The organism is Psychrobacter sp. Pi2-1, assembly GCF_904846645.1.
Taxonomy (GTDB): Bacteria; Pseudomonadota; Gammaproteobacteria; order Pseudomonadales; family Moraxellaceae; genus Psychrobacter.
Genome location: NZ_CAJHBO010000007.1, coordinates 64,090 through 83,019, shown reverse-complemented (window position 1 = coordinate 83,019; position 18,930 = coordinate 64,090). Strand labels below are relative to the sequence as shown.

Below are 18,930 nucleotides of genomic sequence, written 5' to 3'. Positions count from 1 at the left end.
ACATTATAAATAGTAATGCTGCTTTTGTTGTAAGAGCTGAGATAAGGGTTGAGTGTTGCCAAAAATAAACCTAGTCGCTCGTAATGTCAAGTATTCTCTAAAGCGGTTTAACGTTTGTCTAAACGATTGGCGAGCCAGTTACCAGAGGCTTGAATCGAGATAACCATGATGGATAATACAATCACGATAAAAATCATTACCTCGGTTTGATAGCGATAATAGCCATAACGAATGGCCAAATCACCCAAACCGCCACCACCGATCATACCAGCGGCAGCTGAATAAGAGAGCAAGCTGATACAAAGAATAGTGACTGACAATACTAAACCTGAGCGCGCTTCATTAAGTAATACTTTAATAATGGTAAAAGGCCTGGCACCCATAGATTCGGTTGCTTCGATAATACCGCGCGGCACTTCACGCAAATTTTGCTCGACCAAGCGCGCAAAATAAAACGAACCAGCGATAGCAAGCACCAATGATGCAGCGATCGGTCCAATACCCGTACCAACGATGGCCTTGGTAAACGGACTCATCGCAATCATCAAAATTACGAAAGGGAAAGCACGCATAAAGTTGGTAATACCGCCAAGCACACCGTACAACGTCTTGTTTTGCAAAAACTGTCGATCACTAGACAAAAACAAGAATACGCCAAACAGTCCACCGATGACGATTGCGACTGTGGTCGAAATACCGAGCATCACAAACGTATCAATAAACGCGCTCACGATCTCTTTGCGTAACACAAGTAGCTTGTCTATAGAGGCGGATAATTCAGTACCAGTTAACATATCTATTTCTCCTGCCTCATTAGTCCTCGACGACTAGGCCTTTGCCAATCGGGGTGGTTGCTTGAATCAGACCATCTTGCACAGCCGCAACTTCTAATAGTTGTCCTTGATGCAATAACGCTGCGCGATCACAAAGTCTACGAATAACACTCATCTCATGGGTCACGATGACGATAGTCACGCCAAGTTGCTCATTGATATCGCGCAGACAAGTCAGCAAACTACGGGTCGTTGCAGGGTCAAGCGCACTGGTTGGCTCATCGGCCAACAATACTTTTGGACTAGGGGCAATCGCGCGGGCAATACCCACACGCTGTTTTTGTCCACCTGATAGCTGCGCAGGATAGTGACCAGCTCGATCGGTCAGATCGACAATCGCAAGACAATCCATGACGCGCTTATGAATGTCGCGACTTGGATAACCAGAGATTTTTAAGTTAAATGCCACGTTGTCAAAAACCGTTTGATTAGACATCAGATTAAACTGCTGAAAAATCATACCGATATTATGACGGGCAATACGCAGCTCACTGGCAGACAGCGTGGTTAGGTCAGTACCGTCTATCACGACTTGACCCGAATCTGGACGTTCAAGCATGTTGATTAGGCGCAATAAGGTAGATTTACCTGCACCTGAATAACCCATTAGACCAAAGATTTCGCCTTGTTTGATAGTCAGAGATGTCGGCTCAACAGCGGTAAACCAATGTGGCTTGCCGTCTTTGTCTTTGATTGATCGGTCGCTTAAAAAACTTTTGGTCACATCGTTTAAGACAATCATGTCATTCATGGAGGGCTCAAAATTTAATAAATTTTTTAATGGTTAAAAACGCGTCATCAGGCCTCTTTCAATATGTAAGAAGCTCGTCAAAACGACAACAGTCAATAACCGTATAATAAGGGGCGGTAATATAGCATATTATCAGGCACTTTGGATATGCACATACGTGTCCGGCTTATGATTAATAGCTATTAATCATAAGCAATTAAAATGGCAAATTTGAAGATGACAGCGTGATAGCTATCTATATAACGATGGGGATTGATTACTCGTGATAGTTGTAATGAGGGTCATGATGAATGGGGATGGTCACCAAAAATCTAGTATGACCATTTAGCGTATCTGTAATAATGCGTCCTTGATGGGCGGTAACGATTTGTGAGACTAACGATAACCCTAATCCAGAGCCTTTGTTTTTTTGCTGTAAACGTACAAATGGACTAAAGACTTCTTCTCGCTTACCTTCAGGGATACCAGTGCCTTCGTCGATTACAGCCAGCACCGCATATTTTGGCAGTGGACGTTCAGGTTCAGTTTTGGCTTTTTTCATATGCTTAGCAAATAAGCCTTCTTTACGCACGACTGGGCCTGAGTTCTCATTGTTTGAACTGTTAGATTTGGTGTCATCTTTCGTATTATTTGAGCCGTTATTTTTAGTAGCGGTATCAGTAATAGATTTATCTGATTTTTGAGCACTATTCTCGACGAGAGTGCCAGTATTCGCGTTTTCTACGTTGCTTATAGAGTTTGTTGATGCTACTTCAGTCGCGTTAGCATTGTTGATATTATCGGCTTTGTTAGCAGGTTCAGTAGAATCTGGAACAGCCTTCCAAATAACTTTCTTAATTCTGTCGGTCAACTCACTGGTAAAGCTGTAATAGTCAGAAAGTAGTGATGATTCGCCAGTAGTAGGTTGGGGTTTGTTAGCACTATCTATCGAGCTGTCATCTGAAAGTTCATTATCAAATCTGGCATTATCATCAGTCTCGTTGTTCTCATTGCTGGCAGCTATATCTTCACCGTTTTTATAGATAGTCGGCGTTGGTAGTTCTACTATTGAGTCAATCGCTTCTGGTTTATTTTTATCAACCGAACTAGTAGCTTCCTGCTTAGCAGTTTGGTGTTCAATTATTTTGGCATCAGCGTTTTCTTCATAATCGTCAAAATCTAAACTGTTGTAATCGACAAAGCTGCTGCATAGCACGGTTTGTAATAGATAGTCGGGCACAGTTCCGGCTTCTTCTATGCTCTGAACACCATATAGCAATACCGTAACAGGTGGCTTGCCATGTAGCATAGCGTTGGTAAGTAAATTACGAATCAAATGAGTCAACATTGATGATTGACCATCTATCACAATGTGCTCACCAATCAGCGTGGCTTCAGGATAGTGCTGACGCTCTTGATTTACCAAATCGTATAAATCGAGGTTTTCAACTTGCTGTAAGGCATGACCCGCATCCAGACGGCTAACCAGTAATATGCTTTCTACTAAGTCATTAAGACCTGATAAGTCTCTATTGATCGCTTGTGCTCGTTTATCGAACTTTGCTTTGGTATCAGTTGGCAGCGCACCAGCCAACATATCCATCATTTCAATCTGTAGGCGAATACGTGTAATCGGTGTACGCAGCTCATGAGAGGCATGTGCCAGTAGCAAGTTATTGGCATCAATTAAGTGTTCAATTTTTTGTGCCGCTTGGTTGAATCCACGTGCTAGTGCAGCGATTTCGTCATTACCACGTGCATTCACTCGCACCGTAAAATCACCATCACCCAATTGAGTCATTTGTTGGCTCAACTGGTCAATACGCCATGTCATCGTCCGTGCAATCAACCATAGTACACCTGCCATAATGAGCAAGAGTAGTAGCGTACCAGTGAACAAGTTCAGGGCTGCAGAAAGGACAGGTTTTTTAGGCGTTAGACGTGATTCATACAGTAAGGTATAACCCGTACTGCTATACACTTGGGCTTGCTTGGTAGGTGATGTATCTGCAAGTGATGGAAAAACGCGTGAGAACAAAGACGGAGTAGGGGGGAGCTCTAGGGGTAGGTCGCTATTGTCAGTTTGCATAAGCAGCCGACCTTCGCTGTCATACAATCCCATTTTTGCTTGCAGTGACTCATCAAAAATATCGAAGCTTTTCTTAACGACAGCCAGCATAAAACGCGACTGCAAACGATTGTCTTTGCTGATAGAAATATTCAATTCGTGCAAGAATGGATCGATCTGGCCCAGAATCTGTGTGGCTAATATCTCTGAGCGTATGCCCGCATCTTTATCATGAACAAGTTGGGTCAACAGCACCATTGCTACAGCAAATAAAGTAAGTGCCAGCATAACGCTGGCAAATAGTTTGGCAAATACGGAACGAAAACCCAATTGCTGCATTAAACGATCTCTATTATTAAACGCTTGTACCGACTCATGGTATAGAGTTTACACCATGAGTCAGCTAATTAGGCATCCTTTATGATTACACCTGATCAGTAGCAAATTGATAGCCGACGCCGCGTACAGTAATAATACGCTTTGGCTGGCGTGGATTGTCTTCAATCAAAGCACGTAGACGCGAAATATGTACGTCAATTGCACGGTCAATGTTGTCTGAGCTGTCATCGTTTGGCATCGCTTGCCAGAGTTGCTCACGATTCAACACCTTGCCAGAATGAGTGGCAAAGTAATGTAACAACTGAAACTGATGCGTGGTTAGACGTACCGGTTGGTCATCGATAGTGACTTCATGACTATCAGGGAACACACTCAAACGGCCAAAGGTTAAGCTGTCTGATTGGCTATCGGCTTGATTTGGTTGCTCATGACGACGAATAACCGCACGGATACGAGCTAAAAGCTCACGTGGCTCAAAAGGCTTGGCGATATAATCGTCAGCACCCATCTCTAGCCCCAACACGCGATCTGTTGTATCGCCTTTTGCGGTTAGCATAATAATAGGCACTTTATTGGTCATGTTGTTCTTGTTGCCACGAATCTTTTGACATACTTGCATACCGTCCATATCAGGTAGCATAAGATCCAATACAACCAAGTCAATATCGCGCTCTTTGGTGTCTAATAAGTCGAGACCTTCTTGACCAAGACCAGCATGATGCACGTCATAATAGTTCATGGTCAAATAATCGCTGATCAGCTCAGCCAAATCTGGATCGTCTTCAATCAATAAAATCTGTTTACTCATGGGATGTCCTCTAATTGTTATTGTGATTTATAAAAGCATAACGTTTCTGGTAATGATGAGCTGTTGGTAATAATTAATAGTTAAACCATTAAGCCTCTACGTTTTCAAACATACAGAATAGCGCATAATTAAATATGAGTCGTATTTTAATACTCGGATAATGCTATATATGGTAGAGTCATATTGCCTAATTATGCTGTTACAAAACAAGAGAAGCTTTGTTAATGTTTCTACCAAATGTAACAGTCAGCATAAGCTATCATGACACAATGACTTTTTTGCCTTTAGAATCAACAGGTAAGTCAGCCAAACAAATTAAGCTATCATTGCTCACACCTGCTATCAAATACTGCTGCGTAGTAGGATCGTATTCAACTACCTCAATAGGTTGACGCGTTAGACGCTGATCTTGGCCTATAATCCAAACATTTGCAGTCAATGGTTGTAGCGGCATATAAGGAGGAGTTTGCAATTCTGTCAGATCAACATCATGTAGCGCGCGCCTAGGTACGATAGTACCGACATCTATTTGACCATAATTGACGCGCCCTGTGACTTTCATATTTGGCAATAATTTATCACGACTTACTTCATTATCGATGACATTAACATAGACTAAGAGCTTTTTGGGCTGACTGGTCGATACCAGTTTGCTGACCTGTCCTGTAAACTTATCTGAAATACTATCGGCAGTAAAATTGACCGTTTGTCCCACTGAAAGCTGTGGTTTTGCTTGTATAGGCAGGGTAGCCATAAAGTGCAGTTTAGTCTCATCACTGATCTGTAGTAGAGGCTCGCGCGCCGCTAGCTGTTGTCCTGCATCCGCAGATAAGCTTTCTACTCGACCCGAAAAGCTGGCATGGATGGTAATCGAATTATACGGTGCACCTTGTTTAGCCGTATTAACGTCTGCACCCTGATTAGTAGAGATATTACTATCAGTATCTATCGCAGAATTTGCTTCTAATGTTTTGTCACTATCAGTTTTTCTTACAACAGCGATATCCGTGTCTGGCGCAGCTTGTGCAGATTTAGCATCGAAGTTTTGCGTATCTTCTGGATTGTTCTGATTAGTATCCCCTGATTCTGAATTACCTTGTTCAGGATTTTTCAAATCTTCAGCTTTGCTAGCCGTGCCCGTACGTCTAAATACGAGCAATGGCGTGCCTTTTTCTACCCATTGACCTTCACTAACCATTGTCTCTTCTATACGAATCGGATGTACCGCAACGAATGTGGTCTGCTTGATAGGTTCGATATTACCTTGTAATCCGAGACTCGGCTGATACCTTGAAGGTTTGATACTCAAGATATGTTCTGGCGTCATTGTGACACTATCACTTGTGATGATAAGTGGCGTGTCAGCGGTCTCTGCTTCAGTGTCAGTAACAGTCGATTCATTTACAGGTGACGGCTGACAAGCTGCGATAAATAGTACGCTGAATAAATAGAGGATTTTTCTTAAACGTCTAGAAGCTGTCATAGCAGTCACCATTGTAATCGTCATATTATTATATAGTGAATTGTAACGCGGTGGAACGACTGTAAGATATTTACTAAACTTAAGAAAGCTGATAATTCAAGTATTAAGGAAAGTTGAAGTTACGCCTTTAATAAATAAGAACAGCTATTTGTGATACTAATGAGTTCGAACATAATTTTACTAATTACTGGAAAAGCAATAATAACTGTGCTAAAACAAACACTATAAAATATAATGATACATTTTTATTACAAATGAAAATTATCCAGTAATATCATTGCCAATTATATACAATACAAAAATATAATAACGATGCCTTATATTTAAATTCCAGTTTATTTATATATCAAAAAGTGGATTTATAGTTAATTAGAATCGTTGTTATATTTGACTTTTTATTGGATATGCGCAGGGTAAGTTAACTTATTCAAGGCACTCAAATAACGCTAGATTTTGTAAGATTAATAATAATAAAGTGCGTATAGTACGCTATATTGATACCGCGATTAGTCAGTAGGCATTAATTGTAGAAGATTCGCTGTTATAACAAATTTCAACGCAGACAATGCAAATGTAGGTACTTATATCGATCTGACAATAGATGATATAAAAGTTTAAAATAGCCAAGCAAACTTTGTATTGCTAGATAGCGTTACGAACAAATAGTCGTTTACAGGACAATGAGAATGGAAAATAATTTTGAAGGTTTAAAAGTAATGGTAATTGATGATTCAAAAACCATTCGCCGTACTGCAGAAACTTTATTACAAAAAGCGGGCTGTGAAGTAGTGACCGCTATCGATGGTTTTGATGCGTTAGCAAAGATTGTAGATAACAATCCAGATATTATTTTTGTCGACATTATGATGCCACGTCTAGATGGATATCAGACTTGTGCACTGATAAAAAATAACCCTGATTATGCCAATAAACCTGTAATCATGTTGTCATCTAAAGATGGTCTATTTGATAAGGCGCGTGGTCGTATTGTGGGTTCTGATGAGTATCTGACCAAGCCATTTAGTAAAGATGAGCTTTTTGATGCCATTAATCAGTACCGTTAATCGAATAAATATAGACTTACAGGGAGTGATTGATATTATCGCTCCAGATTATTCAATACTGAATAATTATGATTAAAGAATAGCTACCAGTAGATTTATAAGTGCTATTTCTAATCATTTTATCTGAACTATATATCAATATATCTTCACAGATATTTTAGAACTTAAAGGAACCTCCTATGACTACCGTTTTAGTCATTGACGACTCGCCATCAGAAATGGCGAAATTTCGCGATATGCTTGCCAAAAACAACTTCCAAGTGTTGGAAGCGACCAATGGTGAGCAGGGTTGCCAGATGGCAGCTGAACATTTACCAGATGTGATTTTGATGGATGTGGTCATGCCTGAAATGAATGGTTTTCAGGCCACGCGTAAGATCACCCGCGGTAAAACCACTGCCCATATCCCTGTCATCATGATCAGTACCAAAAATCAGGAAACAGATAGAGTTTGGGGCAAGCGTCAAGGCGCCAAAGAATATATGAACAAACCAGTTGATGAAAGTGGATTGGTCAATATGATTCGCAAAGTGATGGAGTAACTTGTGGCTTCTAGAGGATTTATCGAGCTTCTGCGTTTAGCAGATTTGGCACGCGCACGCAAAAGCGGTCGCCGCGGTGGCCAAGAGTTTGATTGGCAAGGTGTGGTATTTGAAATTGGTGGGCAGCGCTTAGTTGCCCCTATGGGTCAGGTATCAGAGGTATTATCTATGCCAGAATATACTAGCCTACCTCTAGTAAAGCCATGGATGCTAGGTATTGCTAACATTCGTGGGCGACTATTGCCTTTGACGGATCTGTCGCATTTTTTGCAAGTCCCTAGTCGCTTGACACAAATGAGCCAACGGAAAGTTATCGTCATTGATTATGACAATAACTTTTCAGGACTGCTGGTGGATCAAGTACTTGGTATCGAACAGTTTACACAAGAACAGTATCGTCCAGAAGCCATAGATCCAGAGTCGCCATTCGCGCCTTATAATCATGGCAAGTTTTTCAAAAATGACCAAGACTGGTATGTATTTATGCCAAGTTTGCTCGCACAAGATCCTCAGTATTCAGATGCTGCAATATAATTGTCGATAATAGAAGACCTGTCTGTTAAGTAACGACAGAGAAATAGCGACTGACATAATAGGGTTCGATGTCAGCATTTATACAGGCTTTGCTAATCATTGTTTAGATAACAATACGATTGTCAAAGTCAGCCACAATTAGACTTTGATGACTGTTTGAAAGGAAGACGCAAGATGAGTGATGTGATAAAAAAACCTGTAGCTGGTATGGCCAAAACATCAGCAGATGGCAAAGACGCTGATAGTACTTGGAAGCTATTGTTAGGATTTTTTGTTCTATTAAGTTTGGCTTGTCTGATTTGGCTGGTTAACTCGCTATCATCGGTAAGCCAGTATTTCGATAGTTTCAATCAATCCGTTATCTTGCCAGCGGCTGTATTTGCAATCGGCGCATTAGGGATTCTGTTTGCTTTGTACCAGCTGCTGAAAAACCGTGGTGGATCAGAGCGATCACTTATTGAAAAAGAAACCTTGCGTCGTCGCCAAGAAGCAGAAGCTGAGTCTGAGCGAGCGCGTCAAATTCAAGAAGAAAACGAACGTAACCAGATCGCTATTCTACGTCTGCTTGATGAGTTGGGTGATTTGGCAGAGGGTGACTTGACCGTTAATGCGACTGTATCAGAAGATTTTACAGGCGCGATTGCTGATTCAGTCAACTTTGCAATTGACCAATTACGACAGTTGGTACTGGTTATTAACAGTACTGCTGACCGAGTCTCACAGTCTTCAGAGCAAACGCAGATGAATGCTGTTGAACTGGCTGAAGCTTCTGAACATCAAGCACAAGAAATTGCTGGTGTATCAGCCGCTATTAATGAGATGACTGTCTCAATTGATCAGGTTTCAAATAATGCTGCGGAATCTGCAACGGTTGCCCAGCGTTCAGTTGCTATCTCTCACAATGGAGCAGAAGTTGTACAGCGCTCTATTGAGGGTATGAACGTTATTCGTGATCAGATTCAAGAAACGTCAAAGCGTATTAAGCGTCTTGGTGAGTCTTCGCAAGAGATTGGTGATATCGTTGGACTAATTAATGATATTGCTGACCAGACCAACGTTCTGGCATTGAACGCCGCTATTCAGGCATCGATGGCAGGGGAAGCAGGCCGAGGCTTCGCGGTTGTTGCTGATGAGGTACAGCGTCTAGCTGAGCGTTCAGCAAACGCTACTAAGCAGATTGAAACATTGGTAAAAACCATTCAGGCTGATACCAACGAAGCGGTTATGTCAATGGAGTCAACAACTTCTGAAGTTGTACGCGGCGCACGTTTAGCAAAAGATGCGGGTGAAGCACTAGAAGAAGTACAGAGCGTTTCTAATACTTTGGCTGACTTGATTCAAAACATCTCGAACGCGGCATTACAACAGGCTGAGTCTGCTGGTCACATTTCTCACACCATGAACATCATTCAAGATATTACTTCACAAACTTCTTCTGGGACGATGGCAACAGCCCGTTCTATTGGTGAGCTAAGTGAAATGGCAGCAGCACTACAGGAATCGGTAACGGGCTTTAAGGTATCGAACGACGACGAGCTAGTAGATTATGAAGTGTTGGATACGGAAGGCGCATTGAAAGAAAGCGTTTAGTGATTAGTTATTCTTTTAGAGTGAGATTAATAGCATTTGATTTCTCTTTGTATTGAATAAATTTGCTGCTGTAAGAGTAATAGAAAGAAGCCTAATTATAGTAGGTAATTTATTTAGCTTAGCTAATGTTGATGAGCCAAATCATTTGCTTAATACAGTTGAGCTGACATTGGGTAATACTTTGATGAAAGTCGATAGTTTGGATGTGCAGCGATGGCAGAAGTACATAGAGCAGGAAACTGGATTTGTGCTGCCAGACATACAACTACAGTGGCTGGCCAATGCAATCGACTATACGGCGATGTCGAACGGATTGAGCGTTCAACAATTATGGTATCAACTATCGAAAAATGATGGGCTGCATCAGCAGTTGTTAAATAAAGTACTCATTCATGAGAGTCGGTTTTTTCGACATAGACCCTCTATCGACTTTGTTACAGAGTATGCACTGCAGCATCGCAAAGCGGACAACATGGATAGTTTGTTTCGTATTTGGAGTGTTGGCTGCGCAAGTGGACAAGAAGCTTGGTCAATGGCGATGAGCTTAGCCGCACAGAAATGTCAAGACTATGCCATATTAGGGACAGATATCAGCGAAGAGGCTATTAAAAGTGCACGATTGGGGCAATACGATAACAGGCAGCAAACTTTAATTCCACAATCGTGTCAGCCGTTTGTTCAGCCGCTGCCATCTAAAGATATATTAAGCAGATTGAAATCTGACACACCAGAAGCGGCTAATATTATGCAGGAGAATTGGCAGGTAGCACCTGTATTGCAGCCACATGTCCATTTTTCTGTACACAATATCATTGAAAAAAAACCACCCACTACGCATCTTCAGAATGTGATTATTTGCCAAAACATGCTGCTATATTTTCGTAAATTTGATCAGCGTGATATTTTGGCACGGTTATCAGAGCAGTGCGCGTTAGAGGGATATATTATATTGGCTCCAGGTGAGGCGTTGTTCTGGCGTCCTTCAAATATGCGCCGCATTGCGCACCCACAGGTTAATGTGTGGCAAAAAATTAGTGCCTAAATTAGTGCATAGACGAGTTAGGATAAACCTATGAAAAACCAGTCCAATGACATAGTGACGTTTCAATGGTTGCTACCATTATTCAATCAGCAGTTAACACAGATATCTGATGGTTGGCAATTAGGTGAATCTAGCATCAACCATGAGCAACTGATATCAAGTTATCATCAGATTAGTGGTGCGCTCATCATGCTTAAACTTCCTTTACTCGCAGATGTTGCTAGTAAATTGAGTCAACTCGCAGGATTACGAAATTGTGATGATTTTTCTATTAGAGAGCACCGTATAGGTCAGTTCTCTCATCGATTATTGCAACGAGAGGTTAATCAGTATGCGCGTACAGGAATTTATCATATAGAGCTGATAAATAGGGCCGTTGATGAGCTGACCCAAGCCCTGTCTCAACGAGAAATAGAAACTGACATTCTTGTAAACGTTAGTGATATTCAGCATGAATATGCAAATGTTCATGCGAATAACGAGAATATCGTCAATAGTATTGAAGCGGCCGTTCCGACAGAACAAGTTATCGCTAGCTTGACAAGTGAACAGTGTCAGCAGTTGCTACTCGTATGGCGTCAGCAAGTACAAGCATTACTGATCACTAATACAAATCAGTCGTCAGCACTCAATACCTTAGAAAAAGCCAGTCAGTATCTCAGGCAGACAACACAAGATAATAATTTACAAAGATTATGGTGTATGACTGAGTTATTGCTAAGCGATCTGGCCCAAAACGAGACGCCGCTTCCTGAGCGTTATGCCCCATTATTAGGTCAGCTTGATCAAGTTATCGAATCTTGTACCCAATCAAATGAAGTACCTTCAACTATAGTTGTAAGATTGACCACCGCAATCTATGTCGAATTGAGTTATCTAGCGCACAGTAGCAAACGTACGCAGTCTATTTTGGATAAAGTATCTCAAAGTACTACGACAGCGTCTCGTTTTTTACCGCAATTATTAACTCAGCTTGATGCGCTTATTTTTAAGCTGGATGAGCCAGATAGCTTAGTAGCTCCTTTACAACATATCAAAGAACAGCTCAAAAACCGAGGCTGGACTTACTATGTGTCTCAGGTGGAATCAATCCTTGCAGATTTGAAACAGTCTCTCGTATCAGAAACAAGTTTTGCGCAAGAGCAGTGGCAAATTGAACGCAAGCTGCAAGAGTTATACAACGCTATTTATAGTACTGAACAAACTATTTCTCTTAAGATTGGTGATGCGACCTCTTTTGCTACTGTGCCTGAAGTGATAAGTAGTAACGAGGCAGAATTAGCAGGTAAGCATGGCCGTATTCCTACCGACGATGGCCTACGTGAGCTTCGAATTGCAGTAGAAGAGATAAAGCAAAATTTCAACGATTATATACAGCATCAAGATATTGGGTTATTGCCAGCGTCTACTGTGTTTACCAGTATTGGTCAAGCCTTTGACGATATGGAATTGCCAGAAATTCGTCATACAATGGATGATATAGGTAGTCTATTTGCACAGTTAACTACTCGTAATATTACTACTCCGAGCTGGAGTTTGGTGCAAGCGTTGGCTGAAAGCTTAACGTCTATTGAGCTATTACTCGATTATCTTGCACAGCAGGTTTTTGACCAGCAGTTGCTTACTTTAGCAAATGAACATACGGCTAGAGCAACACAGCTTCTTGATACTGATATCGATTTACCAGAAACGCTTAACGAAACTGTGTTCGCTCAAGAGTCAGCCGCGACGAATGTTGTACGTTACGATGATAATGGCGAGATTAGCCCTGTTATCAATGTGGGCGATGAGAGTGTAGTTGAACCAGATAGTGTGAGTCTGTCTAATAGTAATGAAAGTGATGCACTAAAGCAGGCTCGTGAACACGTAAAGCCTGATAACTTTGAAACAGATGAAGATGTCCATGATATCTTTATTGAAGAAGTGACTGAAATTATTACTGATCTTGAAGATTTCCTTCCTATCTGGGCGCAAGATTCTCAGGATCTAACACCATTGACTGAAGTGCGTAGAGGTTTTCATACTCTAAAAGGCTCAGGTCGTATGGTTGGTGCCTTCAGTATCAGTGAGACAGCATGGTCAATTGAAAACCTGCTCAATCGTTTATTAGATAAAACATTGCCAGTAACAGATGATGTTGTAAATCTAGTGGTTGAAACTACAAAAAATCTACCAACATTGTTAGCAGATTTTTTAGCTCAGCGACCACCAAGCTTTGATCCTGCTATTACTATTTTACAAAGTAGTAATCTTATGAGTCAGCAGCCTGTGAACACTGGACTGACGCTAGCTGAACTTACTCCTAAAGAAGTTATGTCAAATGATGTTGAATTAGAAAAATCTTTACTAGAAATTGATGAGGCTGTTAAAGATTCTAATAACGATAGTACCGAGTTGGTTACTGACTTGAATAACAAAGACGCAAATATCAACGAATATTTATCTACATTGGATATTCCAGAGAGTCTTGCACCTTTTATTAAAGAGACTAATCAGCTACCAGCTGATGCCGACGATGCAGATCCTGATATCAAAGAGATATTTATAGAAGAGGCCAATGAAGTATTGGCAGAAGTTGTACCGTTATATGAAAGCTGGCAGAAAAATTCGACCGATCTAGATGGCTTGAAAGATATCCGCCGTGGTTTCCATACCTTAAAAGGTTCGGGCCGTATGGTAGGCGCTAACTATACAGCTGAACTAGCATGGTCTATAGAAAACATGCTTAACCGTGTCTTAGATAACAGCATCGCTATCTCAGCTGATATGCGTCAACTGATTGCAGATGTGCTGGCAGCTTATCCTGATATGCTCATAGCATTTGAACAGGGTACTCAAGACTATCCAGCTGTTGTTCCAGTGTGGATTGCGTGTGCTGATGCGTATAGCAAACAGCAGGGGAATGAATTTAGCTACTCTGCTTTGTTTGCACAATCAATAGATAGTTCTATAGATGAGATGGAAGAAAAGACGCCATGGTCTGATACGGCTGAGACTGGCAATGCTTATGATGACAATAGTAATGAAGCTATAGACTCTACCTTGCAGACTTTTCATTCGGTCAATGAAAAAATGGCAGAGGCAGCGGTTGTTCTTACCCCTCAAACTGAAGAAGAAAAAGCATTTTGTAAGATCTTTATTGATGAAGCAGAAGAGTTGCTTGACTGTATCGAACAGTTTGTCAAAGACAACAGAGAGCAAAATTTTATAGAAATCACAGATGAAATCGTACGCGCATTTCATACTTTGCGCGGTGCTTCGGGTTCTAGTGCTTTGGCCGCTATCAGCGAAGTCAGTGCGACCATCGAGCATAGCTTGGAGTCATTACAACAACAAGATATAGGCATGAATGCTCAGCACCTAGCAGCATTGGCCCAGTCAGCCACATTAATAGAGGGTTATCTAAATAACTATAAGCAAAATATAGAGCAGCACGATGTATCAGCAGAGGACGATGGGTCGCAGAGTCAGCATGATATAGCGTCATTGCAAGCCATGCTTGGTGAGCAATACGTGGCTAATGACACTACCGTCATGACAAATAAGAAACCGACGATAGAAGAGTTATTAGACAGTAATATTGATACGTTACTCGATGCTGAGTGGGAGTTAGATGATGCGTTGAATCATACTGAAATAGAGCATATTCAAGGCTATATAGAGCAGCAAGTTTCACAAATAGCTTCTCTTAAGGAAAAGGCGCAAGCATTTCCAAAATTCGTCACGATTTTAGATGAGCTGGGTCATGCGTATCGTTATTTGAGTAATCATATTGATATAGCTCAAAATCAAGACATTCAAGCGATATTGCATGCAGGTCATGCTCAGCTGATTGGCTTGTTTGATGCCTTAGCTGGAAGTACCTCCTTAAAAATAGATAAACAAGTCATTGATGATTTACAGAGTATTTATCAAGAAAGGGATGAGAACGAGGACGTTGGCTTCACCGTTAAAGTTGTTCCAGCAGCTGAGCTACAGTTTGAGACTATTGATACTGATGCCGAGCTGTTAGAAATATTTTTAGAAGAAGCTCAAGAGCTTGATACTGCACTAGATGAAAGTTTCAATAAGTGGCGTGCCGATATCACCAATATCAATGCGCTGAAAGTTTTACAGCGTCATTTGCACACGATTAAAGGCGGTGCACGGATGGCTGGTATCCGTAGTATTGGTGATTTGACTCACGAAGCAGAAAGTGTCTACGAGTCGTTTGTAGAGAACCGAAGAGCGCCAACTGCGCAGTGGCTTGAAATCATGCAAATGGTGCAAGACACGATGTCACTACAAGTGATGCATATTGTGAGTCATAAGAAATCTTTCTTTACTCCAGAGCTAATTGAACAGTTGCGCCAGCTTGAAAAAGCAAAAACGTTACCAGAGGTAGTCGATCTAGTCATACCAGTACCAAAAAATCATTTTGCCCCTACAGAGCGTAGTATTGCTGCCAATGTTGTTGACAGTAATAATGAGGTATTGAGTACCCTAAGTCTGGATAGCATGATTAAGCAATCATGGGCCAATGGATTGCCTGATCCTGATATATTAGCAGTATTTTTAGAAGAAGCAGAAGAGCTTACTAATCGTAATAAGTATCTGCACTTGTTCTTAAAAGACACGAGTAATACCACAGCGTTACAAGCACTCCAACGTGACTTGCATACCATAAAGGGTGGCGCACGCATGGTCACTGCCTCTGGTATCGCTGACTTAGCTCACGAAATGGAATCAGTCTATACTGATTTTGTCAGTAATCGGCGTCCAGCCACCAAAAAAGTATTAGAGTTGCTGGTTGCAAGTCATGACTGGCTAGCTGATGCAGTATTTATTCTTCAACAACATGTTAACCCACCGACGCCTACGTTGTTGATTGAAGCGTTGGAGCAGTTTGGTAGAAACCCTGATAGCCTAAAAACGATACCTAAAGAGTCTCTACAAGCCCAGCGTGAAGCAATCTTGATTGCCAAAGAAAACCAAGATTCGCAGTATCTTGCAAAAGATATCAGTGAAATGCCGTCTATGCTTAGAGATACTCATGAGGAAGATCAGAGCGCTAGTAGCAATGAGATGATTCGTATCTCAGGTGGTTTGATTGAGCACATGATTAATTTATCTGGTGAGTCAGCGATTAACCGTGCTCGTATCGATATGGGTATCAGTAGTTTAACAAACAGTATTGAAGAGATGGGTACGACAGTACAACGCTTGGCAGATCAGCTACGTCGTATGGAGATCGAGCTAGAAGCACAGATTCTGTCTCAGATAGATGAGGAACTCATCGATAATGAAGACTTTGACCCTCTAGAGATGGATCAATACTCATCTTTGAATCAGCTATCTAAATCTTTAACAGAGTCGGCCTCGGATTTGGTTGATATTAACCATACATTATTAGAAAAGACCCGTGATAGCGAAAGCCTGCTGCTACAGTTGTCTCGTACCCAGACTGAACTGCAAGACGGCTTGATGAATTCACGTATGGTGCCATTTACGCGCTTGACGCCACGTCTAGAACGTATCGTACGTCAAACAGCTAATGAGCTTAATAAGTCTGTTGAACTGACTATTATTAATGCTGACGACGAGATGGATAGAACCATCCTAGAGCGCATTACTTCACCGCTTGAGCATATGTTACGTAATGCTGTCGACCATGGTATTGAAACCACGTCGACCCGTCTAAAGTCAGGCAAAGAGCGCAGCGGTCGTATTACTCTTGAGGTACATCGTGAAGGTAGTGAGATCGTCATCCAATTAACAGATGATGGGCGAGGCATTGATGTTGAAGCGGTACGTAGCAAAGCCATCTCTCAGGGTCTAATTGATGCAGATGATAATAGTCTGTCAGACCTTGATATTATGCAATACATCTTCAACGCTGGATTGAGTACTAGTCAGCAAGTGACTCAGATCTCTGGACGCGGCGTTGGTATGGACGTTGTTATTAGTGAAATTCGTCAACTAGGTGGCTCAGTATCCGTCGTTTCAGAGTTGGGTAAAGGCTCAAGTTTCACAATGCGCCTACCATTGACGGTAGCCGTGTCTGACGCATTGGTTGTTCGTGCTGCAGATCGCTACTATGCGATTCCATTGGTACAGATTGAGCGCGTGGTTCGAGTGAATCCAGAGAAGCTCTATGACTACTATCAATCAAATGATGCTACATTAAATTTCGAAGACACTGAGTATCGAGTACGCTATCTAAATGAAATCTTATCGGGTAATAAGTTAAATGAGTTGGTCGTAAATACCAATACTAGCTTACCGCTTATCATTATTAAAAATCGTACCGGACAGAATATTGCTTTGCAAGTGGATCAGATTGCAGGTTCGCGCATAGAAGTTGTTGTCAAACCTCTAGGCCAACAATTATCAAATATTCCAGGAGTTTCAGCTGCTACTATCATGGGTGATGGCTCGGTCATGCTCATCTTAGATCTGATCGCTCTTATGCGTAATGCGCAATTGGTCAAGAATATTACGAAAGCTGCTGATGCGAAGAGAGGACGTATAGAGTCTAAATCTACCATTTTAGTCGTCGATGACTCCGTGACGGTACGTAAAGTAACCTCACGTTTCTTAGAGCGCCAAGGGTTCAATGTGGCAGTCGCTAAAGATGGTATTGACGCAATTGAGATATTGCAAGATATGACACCAGATATGATATTGCTTGATATCGAAATGCCTCGTATGGACGGCTTCGAGGTCGCCACTCAAGTCCGACATAATAGTCGTCTAAAGCAAATTCCGATTATTATGATAACGTCACGTACTGGCGAAAAGCATCGTGAGCGTGCCTTGGAGATTGGTGTGAATGACTATATGGGTAAACCATTCCAAGAAAAAGATCTACTTGATAAAATGCAAAAATTACTAGGTGAAGGGGTCAGCCTGACTAATGAAGGATAATGCACGTGTTTTAGCGCTGCGAAAAAAAAATAAAAATGATATTAAAGTGATGGTGGTGGCAGAAGACCATCGTCAGCGCATGGCTTTTTCAGATACGGTACGTGGGTTCGGCTTTATGCTGGTCGGCTGTGTGTCACGAGCACAGTGGCAGGAAACAGGTGAGCTTTCTAATTCAGCTATCGATATTTGGCTGATAGACAGTGATTATGATGACAGTGTGGCAATAGCGACGGTGGCATCCAAACCAGCAGCAGTACTGGTGGGCTTCAGTCAAGCACCGTATCTAAACGAATCCCAAGAATATGCAAAGTGGCAACGTAAGTTAAAGCGTAAATTTGCTCAACTGCTTGACTTGCCAACACTGGTAGATGCTCCAGCTTACAAAAGAGCTGACACTGACTGGCATTATGTCGTATTTTTGGGTGCCTCTATGGGTGGTCCTAGCGCGGTAAAAGAGTTTTTAGATAATGTGCCAGCCACACTGCCAATTTGTATTTTATTGGCGCATCATTTTAATCAGGCTATGATTGGTACGTTGCCCCGCATACTTAATCGTCATAATGACTGGCGCTGTAAGATTATCGCTTCTTCACAGCGATTACGAGCAGGAGAGTGTCTGATAGTACCTATTGATAAGCAGGTTGTCTGTGATTCAACAGGTCGCGTGATACTATTGGATCAAGATTGGCATGGTGAATATAAGCCTGCAATTGGGCAGCTGCTCAAAAATACCAGCGATGTTCATGGTAGCGAGCTTATTAATATTATATTTTCAGGTATGGGTAATGATGGCTCTCAGTATCTAGACTTAATCCAAGACAATAACAGTCAATTATGGGCACAAGATCCGAGCTTGAGCGCATGTCCAAGTCAACCTCAGGCTATCATTGACTCAGGGTATTGCAATTTTGTTGGTAGCCCTACCGATTTAGCAAGAAAACTAACCGATTACATTGGTGAAAGGGCAGCTAGCCGTTCACATTAACTTATT

Annotated in this window: 11 protein-coding genes and 1 pseudogene; 7 read left to right on the top strand and 5 right to left on the bottom strand. The window is 41.6% G+C overall.

The annotated features are described in order from the left end of the window. Positions 1-107 precede the first annotated feature (107 nt). The 5 genes from JMX91_RS05945 to JMX91_RS05925 form a co-directional block, all read right to left on the bottom strand. Positions 108-764 (bottom strand): methionine ABC transporter permease, encoded by a 657-nt coding sequence (locus JMX91_RS05945; protein ID WP_413786650.1) that lies wholly within the window; start codon positions 762-764, stop codon positions 108-110. Between the two features lie 49 nt (positions 765-813). After that, positions 814-1,584: a methionine ABC transporter ATP-binding protein gene (locus JMX91_RS05940; protein ID WP_201548099.1), complete on the bottom strand. Its 771-nt coding sequence runs from the start codon at positions 1,582-1,584 to the stop codon at positions 814-816. A gap of 256 nt (positions 1,585-1,840) precedes the next feature. Continuing rightward, positions 1,841-3,970, bottom strand: coding sequence for a sensor histidine kinase (locus JMX91_RS05935; protein WP_201548098.1), 2,130 nt, complete (start codon positions 3,968-3,970; stop codon positions 1,841-1,843). 85 nt (positions 3,971-4,055) lie between these two features. Further along, on the bottom strand, positions 4,056-4,778 hold the full coding sequence (locus tag JMX91_RS05930; protein ID WP_057761578.1) for a response regulator transcription factor: 723 nt from the start codon (positions 4,776-4,778) through the stop codon (positions 4,056-4,058). A 259-nt stretch (positions 4,779-5,037) separates the two neighbouring features. Next, positions 5,038-6,261: an efflux RND transporter periplasmic adaptor subunit gene (locus JMX91_RS05925; RefSeq protein WP_201548097.1), complete on the bottom strand. Its 1,224-nt coding sequence runs from the start codon at positions 6,259-6,261 to the stop codon at positions 5,038-5,040. A 686-nt stretch (positions 6,262-6,947) separates the two neighbouring features. Between JMX91_RS05925 and pilG the strand changes: the two genes are divergently transcribed. The 7 genes and pseudogenes from pilG to JMX91_RS05890 all read left to right on the top strand — a co-directional run bounded on the left by pilG (position 6,948) and on the right by JMX91_RS05890 (position 18,924). Beyond that, entirely contained in the window at positions 6,948-7,325 is a 378-nt protein-coding gene (gene pilG, locus JMX91_RS05920; protein WP_057761576.1) for a twitching motility response regulator PilG, read from the top strand. 179 nt (positions 7,326-7,504) lie between these two features. After that, the gene (locus JMX91_RS05915; protein ID WP_057761573.1) at positions 7,505-7,867 is read left to right on the top strand and encodes a response regulator; all 363 of its coding nucleotides are present in this window, start codon (positions 7,505-7,507) and stop codon (positions 7,865-7,867) included. A 3-nt stretch (positions 7,868-7,870) separates the two neighbouring features. Next, entirely contained in the window at positions 7,871-8,401 is a 531-nt protein-coding gene (locus tag JMX91_RS05910) for a chemotaxis protein CheW (RefSeq protein WP_160022438.1), read from the top strand. A 303-nt stretch (positions 8,402-8,704) separates the two neighbouring features. Then, positions 8,705-9,991: pseudogene (locus JMX91_RS05905) on the top strand (methyl-accepting chemotaxis protein); the annotation flags it as partial. Positions 9,992-10,136: 145 nt separating this feature from the next. After that, positions 10,137-11,033, top strand: coding sequence for a CheR family methyltransferase (locus JMX91_RS05900; RefSeq protein ID WP_227679297.1), 897 nt, complete (start codon positions 10,137-10,139; stop codon positions 11,031-11,033). 30 nt (positions 11,034-11,063) lie between these two features. After that, entirely contained in the window at positions 11,064-17,939 is a 6,876-nt protein-coding gene (locus JMX91_RS05895; protein WP_201548095.1) for an Hpt domain-containing protein, read from the top strand. Continuing rightward, positions 17,929-18,924: a chemotaxis protein CheB gene (locus JMX91_RS05890; protein ID WP_201548094.1), complete on the top strand. Its 996-nt coding sequence runs from the start codon at positions 17,929-17,931 to the stop codon at positions 18,922-18,924. Before JMX91_RS05895 ends, JMX91_RS05890 begins: the two co-directional genes overlap by 11 nt. The last annotated feature ends 6 nt before the right edge of the window (positions 18,925-18,930 follow it).

Excerpts from the sequence above, each read along its gene's own strand:
- JMX91_RS05895 (WP_201548095.1), top strand. The coding sequence starts at position 11,064 with ATGAAAAACCAGTCCAATGACATAGTGACGTTTCAATGGTTGCTACCA.
- JMX91_RS05925 (WP_201548097.1), bottom strand. The coding sequence starts at position 6,261 with ATGACAGCTTCTAGACGTTTAAGAAAAATCCTCTATTTATTCAGCGTA.
- pilG (WP_057761576.1), top strand. The coding sequence starts at position 6,948 with ATGGAAAATAATTTTGAAGGTTTAAAAGTAATGGTAATTGATGATTCA.
- JMX91_RS05940 (WP_201548099.1), bottom strand. The coding sequence starts at position 1,584 with ATGAATGACATGATTGTCTTAAACGATGTGACCAAAAGTTTTTTAAGC.
- JMX91_RS05930 (WP_057761578.1), bottom strand. The coding sequence starts at position 4,778 with ATGAGTAAACAGATTTTATTGATTGAAGACGATCCAGATTTGGCTGAG.
- JMX91_RS05890 (WP_201548094.1), top strand. The coding sequence starts at position 17,929 with ATGAAGGATAATGCACGTGTTTTAGCGCTGCGAAAAAAAAATAAAAAT.
- JMX91_RS05915 (WP_057761573.1), top strand. The coding sequence starts at position 7,505 with ATGACTACCGTTTTAGTCATTGACGACTCGCCATCAGAAATGGCGAAA.
- JMX91_RS05935 (WP_201548098.1), bottom strand. The coding sequence starts at position 3,970 with ATGCAGCAATTGGGTTTTCGTTCCGTATTTGCCAAACTATTTGCCAGC.